The organism is Citreimonas sp. (assembly GCF_042096055.1).
GTDB lineage: Bacteria > Pseudomonadota > Alphaproteobacteria > Rhodobacterales > Rhodobacteraceae > Citreimonas.
In genome coordinates this window covers 1-10802 of sequence record NZ_JBELMH010000068.1, presented here as the reverse complement: position 1 = coordinate 10802, position 10802 = coordinate 1, and the positions used below count along the sequence as shown (strand labels likewise).

The 10802-nt window shown below is 69.4% G+C and carries 11 protein-coding genes; 1 reads left to right on the top strand and 10 read right to left on the bottom strand.

All coding sequences use genetic code 11. The features are described from left to right. A partial coding sequence (locus ACFDTC_RS13850) for a peptidoglycan-binding protein (protein WP_375259474.1) occupies positions 1–419 on the bottom strand: 419 nt, incomplete at its 3' end. Positions 420–457: 38 nt separating this feature from the next. Beyond that, a complete protein-coding gene (locus ACFDTC_RS13845) occupies positions 458–832 on the bottom strand; it encodes an OB-fold nucleic acid binding domain-containing protein (protein WP_375259473.1) in 375 nt (124 codons plus the stop codon). 159 nt (positions 833–991) lie between these two features. Here ACFDTC_RS13845 and ACFDTC_RS13840 point away from each other — a divergent pair, with 159 nt between their 5' ends. Next, on the top strand, positions 992–1315 hold the full coding sequence (locus ACFDTC_RS13840) for a 2Fe-2S iron-sulfur cluster-binding protein (protein ID WP_089880807.1): 324 nt from the start codon (positions 992–994) through the stop codon (positions 1313–1315). 116 nt (positions 1316–1431) lie between these two features. Here ACFDTC_RS13840 and ACFDTC_RS13835 read toward each other — a convergent pair whose 3' ends face one another. From ACFDTC_RS13835 to ACFDTC_RS13800, 8 genes are all read right to left on the bottom strand, one after another. Further along, on the bottom strand, positions 1432–3210 hold the full coding sequence (locus ACFDTC_RS13835) for an SLC13 family permease (RefSeq protein ID WP_375259472.1): 1779 nt from the start codon (positions 3208–3210) through the stop codon (positions 1432–1434). Positions 3211–3345: 135 nt separating this feature from the next. Beyond that, positions 3346–4152, bottom strand: a complete 807-nt coding sequence (locus ACFDTC_RS13830; RefSeq protein WP_375259471.1) for a YmdB family metallophosphoesterase — start codon at positions 4150–4152, stop codon at positions 3346–3348. Between the two features lie 62 nt (positions 4153–4214). After that, positions 4215–5132: a 2-hydroxyacid dehydrogenase gene (locus ACFDTC_RS13825; RefSeq protein WP_375259470.1), complete on the bottom strand. Its 918-nt coding sequence runs from the start codon at positions 5130–5132 to the stop codon at positions 4215–4217. A gap of 11 nt (positions 5133–5143) precedes the next feature. Further along, positions 5144–6760, bottom strand: a complete 1617-nt coding sequence (locus ACFDTC_RS13820; RefSeq protein ID WP_375259469.1) for an ABC transporter ATP-binding protein — start codon at positions 6758–6760, stop codon at positions 5144–5146. Further along, entirely contained in the window at positions 6757–7590 is an 834-nt protein-coding gene (locus tag ACFDTC_RS13815) for an ABC transporter permease (RefSeq protein ID WP_375259468.1), read from the bottom strand. The genes ACFDTC_RS13820 and ACFDTC_RS13815 overlap by 4 nt, the downstream gene beginning before the upstream one ends. A 3-nt stretch (positions 7591–7593) precedes the next feature. Further along, on the bottom strand, positions 7594–8571 hold the full coding sequence (locus tag ACFDTC_RS13810) for an ABC transporter permease (RefSeq protein ID WP_375259467.1): 978 nt from the start codon (positions 8569–8571) through the stop codon (positions 7594–7596). Between the two features lie 74 nt (positions 8572–8645). Further along, positions 8646–10193: an ABC transporter substrate-binding protein gene (locus ACFDTC_RS13805; protein ID WP_375259466.1), complete on the bottom strand. Its 1548-nt coding sequence runs from the start codon at positions 10191–10193 to the stop codon at positions 8646–8648. A gap of 82 nt (positions 10194–10275) precedes the next feature. Next, positions 10276–10802, bottom strand: a 527-nt coding sequence (locus tag ACFDTC_RS13800) for a class II aldolase/adducin family protein (protein ID WP_375259465.1), incomplete at its 5' end; no start/stop codon positions are given.

The following is a 10802-nucleotide window of genomic DNA, read 5'->3' as shown; positions in this document are numbered from 1 at the left end:
GCGTCCATCCGGCCGGTGGGTGCGCCGACGTAGTAGCCGCGCGCGGCCAGCGCGCGTTGCAGCGAGGCGACGAAGCCCGGGGTCAGCAGCGCGGGGCAGGGCGTCTCGAACCGGATCTCGCCGCGCGGACGCACGAGGCGCGGCACCATGGCGCGGCGGTAGACCGGCGCGCGCAGCACCGTGCCGTCCGGCGCGGTCTCGGCCGGGATCACCAGGATCTCGCCGCCGACCTGTTCGTAGATCGCGGGCACCGGCTCGGTCGCCCAGCAGCGTCCGGTCTCGTCGGGTGTGGGCGCGACGGCGGGCGCGGGATCCGGGGTCTTCGGAGGTGTGGCGCAGCCCGCGGCCGCCAATCCCAGCAGGGTGGCCAGAAGCCGCGTGCCGCGCGTCACGGGGATCGCCATAAAGGGTCTCGGCATCCGCGCTCGGGCCTTCCGTCCTGCCTGTCGGCGGCAGGTTAGCCGCTTGATGCGCCTTGGGAAAGAGGCTCGTCCAGCAGGGAATCGAGCATCGGCGAGATGTCCTCGATCACCTCGGCCAGCAGGTGGGTCACGCCGGCCTCGCGCTGCAGGCGGCCGGTGACGCGCAGCATCCGCCCGGCGATCACCGCGCGGCGGAAGCGTTCGTACATCTTGCGCCAGACGATGACGTTGACCACGCCGGTCTCGTCCTCGAGCGTGACGAAGATCACGCCGCCGGCCGAGCCGGGCCGCTGGCGCAGGATCACCAGCCCCGCGACCGTCACCCGCGCGCCGGCGGGCGGTCGGTCGAGCCAGGCGGCCGGCACGCAATGCGGCGGACGCGGCCAGGGCGGGGCGAGGGGGTGCGGCACGAACGGACTCCGACGAGGGCAGGATGTGGAACATATGTGGAACATCCGGCGGGATTCGGCAAGCGCGGGGCGTTTGGAGGCCGGAAAAGGGCTGGCAGGCGGGCGCCGGCGCGACTACCTATGCGGCCGAACGCGAACGCAAAGGCCGGGGACACTCGCATGGCGAAGATCACCTACATCGAACACAACGGAACCGAACACGTCGTCGAGGTCGCCAACGGGCTGACCGTGATGGAGGGCGCGCGCGACAACGGCATTCCGGGGATCGAGGCCGATTGCGGCGGCGCCTGTGCCTGCTCGACCTGCCACGTCTACGTGCATCCCGACTGGGTCGCCAAGCTGCCCGAGCGCGAGGACATGGAGGAGGACATGCTCGACTTCGCGTTCGAGCCCGATCCCGACCGCTCGCGCCTGACCTGCCAACTGAAGGTCACCGATGCGTTGGACGGCCTGGTCGTGCAGATGCCCGAAAAGCAGATCTGATAGCGCGCGCCCCTGCGGGGGCGCCGCGTCCGCCGGCGCGCCGACGGCACCGGTCCGCGCGCGGCGCGGTCGGTCGTGGTGCCTGGCGCGGACGTTTCCGCCCGCCGCCGGTTTTCCTACAGCGGAAAGAAGATCGGGATCAGCAGGGCCGCCAGCACGCCCATGCTGAGGTTCAGCGGCAGGCCCACCTTGATGAAATCCGAGAAGCGGTAGCCGCCGGGGCCGTAGACCAGCGTGTTGGTCTGGTACCCGATGGGCGTCGCGAAGGCGCAGCTGGCGGCGATCATCACCGCGACCACGAGCGGGCGCGCATCGACGCCCACCGCCTCGGCGAGGCCGATGGCGATGGGCGTGATGACCACCGCGACCGCGTTGTTGGTCACCGCCTCGGTCAGCAGCGAGGTCATCAGGTAGACCGCCCAGATCAGCATCGCGCCCGGCAGCAGCATCAGCCACGGCGCCAACGCGTCCACGATCAGCGCGATCGCGCCCGATTCCTCGAGTGCCGCGCCCACGGCGAGCATCGCGAAGACCAGCGCCAGCAGCCGCCCCTCGACGAACGAGAACGCCTCGTCCGCGTCGATGCACCGCGCCAGCAGCACGACCGCGACGGCCATCACCGCCAGCGCCAGGATCGGCGCCATGCCGAGTGCCGACAGGATCACGATGCCCGCCAGCGCGCCGATCGCGATCGGCGCGTGGCCGCGGCGGAAGGCGCGCGCGGAGGGTTTCGAGACGTCGACCAGCTGCATCTCGTCGGCGAGGCGGCGGATGTCCTCGGCGCCGCCTTCCAGCAGCAGCGTGTCGCCCACGCGCACGACCAGCTCGTCGATCTGGCGACCGATGTTCTGGTTCCGCCGGTGCACCGCCAGCGGATAGACGCCGTAGCGCCGGCGCAGCCGCAGCGCGCCCATGCTGCGGCCGACCATCTTGCAGCCCGGCGTGATCAGCACCTCGACCGTCGTGGTTTCCTTGGCCGAGACCTGGTCGACGCGCTTGAGCTCCTTGTTGCGCTGCAGCGAGAGCAATTCGGTCATCTGGGTGCGCAGCACGACGCGGTCGCCGACCTGCAGCACCACGCCGTCGAGATCCCGGCGCAGCGATTCGTCGCCGCGGATGACGTCGACCAGGCGCACGCCCTCGCGCTTGAAGAGCTGCACGCCCAGCACCTCGCGGCCGATCAGGTTGCTGTCGGGCGGGATCACCGCCTCGGTGAAGAACTTCATGCGCGACCGGTCCGAGAGCATCGTGGCCATGCTGTCGCGCTCGGGCAGCAGGAAGCGGCCCACGTGGCCCAGGTACAGCATGCCCCACAGGACGAGGATCGCGGCCACGGGCGTGACCTCGAAGATCGAGAACGGCTCGAGCCCCTGCGCGCGCGCGACGCCGTCCACCAGCAGGTTGGTCGAGGTGCCGATCAGCGTCAGCGTGCCGCCCATGATCGACGCGTAGGACAGCGGGATCAGCAGCTTCGACGGGGCCACGCCCAGCGATTGCGACAATTGCACGAAGACCGGCAGCATCACCACGACGACCGGCGTGTTGTTGAGGAAGGCCGATCCCAGCACGACGCTGCCCAGGATGCCGGCGATCGCGGTGCGCGGCCGGCGCACGGCGCGGCCCTGGGCGTAGTTGGTCAGCTGGTCGAGCGCGCCGGTGCGCACCAGCGCGCCCATCACCAGGAACATCGCCGCGATGGTCCAGGGCGCGGGGTTCGACAGCACGGCAAGTCCCGCGTCGTAGGGCAGCGCGCCCATCAGCAGCAGCACCGCGACGCCGCCGATGGCGACCACCTCGACGGGATAGACCTCGCGCACGAAGAGGACGAACATGACGCCCACCACGGCAAGCGTCGCGATCGCCTGCCCGGTCTGGCCCAGCGTGATCAATTCCATGCGGCGGCCCCGAGATCCCCGATCAACCCGGTGCATCCTGTCGAAGCGCGCCGGGGGGCACAAGCCCGGGCGATGCGGCCGCGGGCCGCGCACCGGCACGCTTCACCCTTCGATGCCCGCCTTTCGCGCACAGGCTCAGGGGCCCGCGGCTTCGAGCCGCCCGCCTTGGCGGACCATGGCGATGCGCGTGGCGCGGCCGGAGGCGTCGTCGGTCTCGACATAGGTGCCCGACAGGGTCGCCTCGCCCAGGGCGGGCTCGAACCGGGCCTTGCCCATGCCGGTGACGAAGCGGCGCATCGGCTCGGTCTTCTCCATCCCGATGACGGAGTTGTAGTCGCCGCACATGCCGGCGTCGGACTGGAAGGCGGTGCCGCCGGGCAGGATCTGCGCGTCGGCCGTGGGGATGTGCGTATGCGTGCCCACGACGAGGCTGGCGCGCCCGTCGCAGAAGTGACCGATGCCCATCTTCTCGGACGTGGCCTCGCAATGGATGTCGATGATGCGGGCCTGCGCCTGACCGCCGAGGCGCCGCAGGGCATCGTCCACGGCCGAGAACGGATCATCGAAGGGCCGCTTCATGAAGACCTGGCCCAGCACCTGCGCGACCAGCACCTTGCGCCCGCGGGCGTCCTGGAACAGTGCCGCGCCGCGCCCTGGCGCGGACTTGGCGAAGTTGATGGGGCGGATGATGCGCGGCTCGGACTCGATCGCCTGCAGCATGTCCTTCTGGTCGAAGGCATGGTCGCCCAGCGTCACCACGTCGGCACCGGCCTCGAACAGCAGCTTGGCGTGGGCGCCGGTGATCCCGGCCCCGTTCGAGGCGTTCTCGCCGTTGATCACCACGAAGTCGAGCCGCCAGTCGCGGCGCAGGCCCGGCAGCCTTTCGGTCACGGCCGTGCGGCCGGCCCGTCCCATCACGTCGCCAAGAAAGAGTATACGCATGCGCGCAGGAGTAGGCCGGGGAACGGCGAATGCAAAGCCCGAAACGTTGCAGGCGCGGCGGCCTAGCCGGCCTTGGCGTCCTGGCTGGCGATCTGCCGCATACGCTCGCGGATCGCGCGGACGACGAAGGCGGGTTCGGGGATGCTGGCGACATGCGGCGTGACCAGGATCTTCGGGTGCCGCCAGACGGGATCGTCGTGGGGCAGCGGCTCGGTCTCGAACACGTCGAGCGAGGCGCCCGACAGGTGGCCGGAGTCGAGCGCCGCGATCAGCGCCGCCTCGTCGACCTGCCCGCCGCGCCCCATGTGGATCAGCGCCGCCCCGGCCGGCAGCCGCCCGAGGAAGCCCGCGTCGATCAGGCCGCGCGTGTGCTCGGTCAGCGGCAGCACGTTCACCAGCATGTCGGCGCGCGCCAGGAACGCGTCCAAGCCGTCGCCGTGGAAATGCTCGACGCCGGGCTCGGGCGGTTCGGGCGGGCGGCGCGAATAGCCCGCGACCGGGTAGCCCAGCGCCATCAGCCCGCGCGCAATCGCGCGGCCCATGTGGCCGAAGCCGAGCACGCCCACGCGCCGGTACGTGGGCGACAGCCCCTTGACCACGCGCGACCATTCGCCCCGCTGCTGCTGCGCCACATAGCGCGCCATGTTGCGGTGGTGCCAATGGACGTGGAACGCCGCGTAGCCGGCCATCTGCAGTGCCTGGTCGGCATCCTCGACCCGGAAGACGGGGACGTGCGCAGGGCGCGACGGGCAGGCCATGATCGCGTCAGTGCCGGCCCCGGCCGAGAAGATCGCGCGCAGGCCGGTCAGCCCGTCGAAGGCGTCGTTGGCCGGCCGGAAGGTGAAGACAAAGCGGACCGCACCCCGGTCGTCGACCTCGTCCGGCGTGCGAATCTCGAGCTCGGGCGCGTGCTGGGCGAAGACCGGCCGGTACTGCCCGGCCAGGTCGATGCCGCCGAGCGTCGTGACCAATCCTATCATCTTCGGTTCGATCACGCGGGTTGCGCCCTCTGGTTTTCCCAGTCGGCGCCGGGCACGGCGGCCAGAAGCTGGCGGGTGTACTCCTTCTGCGGGCGCAGGAAGATGTCGTGCACGGTGCCCACCTCGACCAGCTGACCTTTCTGCATCACCGCGATCCGGTCGCACAGCTGTGCTGCGACGCGCAGGTCGTGGGTGATGAACAGGATCGACAGGTCGAATTTCTCGCGCAGATCGCGCAGCAGGTCCAGCACCTGCGCCTGGATCGACACGTCGAGCGCGCTGACCGCCTCGTCGGCGATGATGAGTTCCGGGTCCATCGCCAGCGCGCGGGCGATGCCGATGCGCTGGCGCTGACCGCCCGAGAATTCGTGAGGGAAACGGCTGGCCGCGTCGGCGCCGAGGCCGACGATCTCGAGCAGTTCCAGCGCCCGCGCGCGGGCCTGCGCCTTGGGCACGCCCTTCTGGATCGGCCCGGCGGTCAGCGCGCCCATCACCCGCTGGCGCGGGTTGAGCGAGGCGTAGGGATCCTGGAACACCATCTGCACCTTGTGGCGCTGGCGGCGCAACTCGTCCTCGGACAGCGCGGCAAGATCGGTGCCGCCGACCAGCACCTGGCCCGCATCCGGTGTCACCAGCCGAACGGCGGTGCGACCCAGGGTCGACTTGCCCGAGCCGCTCTCGCCCACCAGCCCCAGCACCTCGCCGCGCGCGACGGTCAGCGACACGTCGTCGACGGCGCGCACCTCGCGCGCCTCGCGGAAGAGGCCGCCGCCGGTGCGGTAGACCTTGAGCAGGCCCTTGATCTCGAGCGCGGGCACGTCGCGGGGCGGGCGCGCATCGGGCAGCGTGCCGGTCGGGATCGCGTCGAGCAGGCGCTTGGTGTAGTCGTGCTGCGGGTGGTTCAGCACGGTGCCCGCATCGCCGGCCTCGACGATGCAGCCCTCGCGCATGACGATCACGCGGTCGGCGATCTCGGCCACGACGCCGAAATCGTGGGTGATGAACATCACCGCCATGCCGTGCCTGTCACGAAGGTCGAGGATCAGCTTGAGGATCTGCGCCTGCGTGGTGACGTCCAGCGCCGTCGTGGGTTCGTCCGCGATCAGCAGCGCGGGTTCCAGCGCCAGCGCCATGGCGATCATCGCGCGCTGCCGCTGCCCGCCCGACAGCTGGAAGGGATAGGCGCGGATGATCTTTTCCGGGTCGGGCAGCCCGACCTCGCGGATCAGCGCCAGCGCCTTTTCCCGGCGCTCGGACGCCGTGAACCGATCATGCGCGGCAAAGACCTCGGCGATCTGGTCGCCGATGCGCATCAGCGGGTTGAGCGCGGTCATCGGCTCCTGGAAGATCATGGCGACCTTGTCGCCGCGCAGGGCCTGCTTCTCGCGCTCGGACAGGCCGAGGACGTCGCGGCCCTGGAACACCGCGCGGCCCTGTTCGACCGTCACGCCGGGCGGCAGCAGGCCCATCAGCGCGTTGGCGGTCATCGACTTGCCCGACCCGCTTTCGCCCACGACGCACAGGATCTCGCCCTTTTCGATGGCGAAGGACACGTCTTCGACGGCGAAGCGGCGGTCGGCGCCTTCGGGCAGGCCGATGCTCAGGCTCTCGATCGACAGCGCGGTCATGCCTTGCCCTTCCGGCTGAGATGCGGGTTCAGCGCGTCGTTCAGACCCTCGCCGATGAGGTTGAGCGACAGGACCGTGATGACGATGGCGATGCCCGGAAAGAACGACAGCCACCACGACGTGCGGATCACCGTGCGGGCCGAGCCGATCATGTAGCCCCAGGACATCGCGTTCGGGTCACCGAGGCCGAGGAACGCCAGCGAGCTTTCCAGCAGGATCGCCGTGGCGACCATCAGCGAGGCCATGACGATGATCGGCGAGACGGTGTTCGGCAGTACCTGCGTGACCAGGATGCGTGGCCGCGACAGGCCGGCGAGGCGCGCCGCGTCGACGAATTCGCGCTTGCGGACCGACATGACCTCGGCCCGGACAAGGCGCGCGACCGGGGGCCACGAGACGATCGCGATGGCGATGATGATCGAGGTCAGCGACGGCTCGAAGATCGCCACCAGAACGATCGCCAGCGCGAAGTTCGGGATGGTCTGGAAGAACTCGGTGAAGCGCATGGCGCCCTCGTCGACCCACTGGCCGTAGAAGCCCGCGAGCGCCCCAAGCGGCACGCCGATCAGCAGCGCCACCAGCGTGGACACGAGGCCGACCAGCAGCGAGACCTGCGCGCCGTAGGCCAGCTGCGCGGCGACGTTGCGGCCCAGCGTGTCGGTCCCCAGCGGCAGGCCGTCCACGTCGAAGGGCGGCAGGAACGGGCGCTGGACCATCTGCCACGGCCCGCCTGGGAAGATCAGCGGCGCGGTCAGCGCGACCAGGATCACCGTGACCAGCAGGAAGACCCCGACCAGCGCGCCGATATTGGATGAGAACCGTTTCCACATGGCTCAGGCCTTTGCTCCGATGCGCGGGTCGACGATGCGGTAGACGATGTCGGTCACGACGTTGAACAGGATCACCATCGCTGCGGACACGATGAACACGCCCAGGATGGTGTTGTAGTCGCGCGCGGCGAGGCTTTCGAACATCAGCCGGCCGATGCCGGGCCAGGCGAACACGGTCTCGGTCAGCACCGCACCGCCGACCAGCTGCCCGGCCTGCAGGCCTGCCAGGGTGACCACCGGCAGGATCGCGTTGCGCAGGATGTGGCGGCGGCGGATTGCGGGGCCCGACAGGCCCTTGGCGCGCGCGGTCTTCACGAAGTCGAGCTGGCTGACCTCGAGCATCGAAGCCCGCGTCATGCGCATGTAGACCGCCATGAAGAACAGCCCCAGCGTCAGCGCCGGCAGAACCAGGTGTCGCGCGATGTCCAGCGCGCGCGTCCAGCCGGTATAGCCCGCGCCCACGGTCTCGAACCCGAAGCCGGGCAGCCAGCCCAGCCAGACCGAGAACACCAGCACCGCCATCAGCGCGGCCCAGTAAAGGGGCGTGGCGTAGAACAGCAGCGCCAGCGTGGTCAGCACCGAATCCGACGCGCGGCCCACGCGGGCCGAGGCGGCGACGCCGAACGCGATGCCGAGGACCAGCGAGATCACGAAGGCGGTGAAGGTCAGCAGCAGCGTCGCCGGCAGACGCTCGGCGATCAGCTGCGACACCGGCGCACCCTGGCGGAAGGAATAGCCCAGGTCGAATTGCAGGATGCCCCAGACGTACTTGCCCAGCTGCACGTAAAGCGGCTGGTCGAGGCCGAAGCGCTCGCGCAGCTGTGCGATCATCTGCTCGTCGGCGGCGCCGGCCTCGCCGGCGAGCACCAGCGCGGGGTCGCCGGGTGCGGCATGCAGCAGGAAGAAGTTCAGCACCGCGATGGCGAGCAGCGTCAGGATCGCCTTGACCAGGCGCGAAAGGATGGTGGCGAGCACGGCCATGCCGTTCCCTCACTTTCGTGTCGGACGGTGGGGAAGGGGCCGGGCGGGCCGAACGGCGCCGCCCGGCCGGCGGGTCACTCTTCGATCCAGGCGTCGCGGAGGCCGTCGTTCACCCCGATCGCCGTGGTCACGAGGTTCTTGACGTCGCAGTTGTAGATCGTCGGGAACTCGAGTTCGAGCAGCCAGGCGACCGGCACGTCGTCGACGATCTCGGACTGGATCTCGTCGTAGATCACCTGACGTTCCTCGGGGGTGACGCGGGTCGCGGCGGCTTCCCACTTCTCGTCCATCTCGGGGTTCTCGTAGCCCTCGACGTTGTTCCAGGGGCTGCCCTTGCTGATCTGGTCCATCACGTAGTTGCGCGACACGCCCAGCGCCGGATCGCCGTACTGGTAGAGGTAGGTGAACGCCATGTCGTAGTCCCACTGGGACGTCTTCTCGTTCCAGCCGGCCACGTCTGTGGATTCGATCTCGGCCTCGATGCCGACCTCCTGCAGGTTCTGGCGCACGGCCTCGGCCCAGCGCTGCCAGGTCTCGCCGTAGGGCAGGGGCAGGATGCGCACCGGTTCGCCGTCATAGCCCATTTCCTCGAGCAGGGCGCGCGCCTTGTCGGGGTCGTGGTCGTAGATCGTGACGTCGTCGCTGTAGAAGTTCGTCTTGGACGAGATCGGGCCGGTGGCAACGTTGCCGAAGCCGTTCCAGACCACGTCCTTCATGAACTCGCGGTCCATCGCGTACATCACCGCCTGGCGGAAGCGTGCGTCCGAGGTCGGCCCCTCGCGGTTGTTCAGCCACATCCAGGCGTGCGGCGCGAAGAATTCCCAGCCCGAGCCGGTCGAGCAGACGTTGTCCATCTCGATCAGGCGCGGCACGTCCCAGTTCTCGACCGAGCCGCCGGGCAGCACGTCGACCTCGCCAGTCTCGAAGGCGACCGCGCGGGATGCGGCGTCCGGGATCACGCGGTAGAAGACCTCGTCGAGATAGGGCAGGCCGTCGATGTAGTAGTCCTCGTTCTTGACGAGGTGGATGTAGCTGCCCTTCTCCCATTCCTCGAACTTGAACGGGCCGGTGCCGATCGGCGTCGCGTTCATCTCGTTCGTGGCATAGTCGGTGCCTTCGTAGATGTGCTTGGGCACGATCGGCATGGTGCCGGCCTCGAAGGCGTTGATGAAGGGCCCGAAGGGTTCCTTCAGGGTGAAGACGACGGTGTTCTCGTCCGGGGCCTCGATGCTCTCGACGTATTCCAGGCTCGAGCGCAGGCGCGCGTGGGTCTCGCGCAGGAAGACGTCGGCGGAGAACACCACGTCCTCGGCGGTGAACGGCTCGCCGTCGTGCCAGGTCACGCCCTCGTGCAGGTTGAACGTGTAGGTCAGCCCGTCTTCCGAGATCTCCCAGCTTTTCGCCAGGCCCGGCTGCGGCTCGAGGTCGGTGTTGTAGCGCAGCAGGCTTTCGTAGATGTCGCCCGCGACAAGCTGCGTGGGGCCGTTCTGCGTCAGGCCCATCATCAGGCCCGGCGGTTCGGGCTGCACGACGATGTCGAGGCGCCCGCCCTCCTGCTGCGCAGCGAGGGGCGCCGCCAGCGAGGCGGCGATCAGGAACGTTGTGGCCTTGAGATGTCTCATCTTCTCGTCTTCCCTGTTCTTGTGCGTTTTCTTGCTTTTGCGGGCCCGGTTCGTCCGGTGCCTCGTTGCCGTGTCGGGGCCGTCAGCCCCGGTAATCCGGCGCGACCGCGTCGAGCCTGCGCAGGTGCGCCCGCCATTCCGGGTCGGGCTTGCCGCCCTGTTCGATCCCGTCATAGGCGGCCTCGTATTGCCGCGCGGTGTGTTCCGCGACATCGTCCGGTAGCACCAGCGGCGTCAGCCCCATGCCCAGTGCCGCGACCTGCGCCTTGCAGGACCGCTCGAGGTTGAGCGCCAGCTTGACCGCTTCGGCGACCGAGCGCCCCAGAAGCAGCGTGCCATGGTTGCGCAGGAACATCACCTGCTTTTCGCCCAGGTCGGCCACGATGCGTTCGCGCTCGGCCAGGTCCAGGGCGATGCCCTCGTAGTCGTGGAAGGCGATGCGGTCATGGAACTGCGCCGACCATTGGTTGAGCGGCAGCAGCCCTTCCTTGACCGATGACACGGCGACTCCGGCCACGGTGTGCGTGTGCAGCACGCAGGCCGCGTCGTGGCGGGCCATGTGCACGGCCGAATGGATGGTGAAGCCCGCCGCGTTGACGCCGGCGCCGT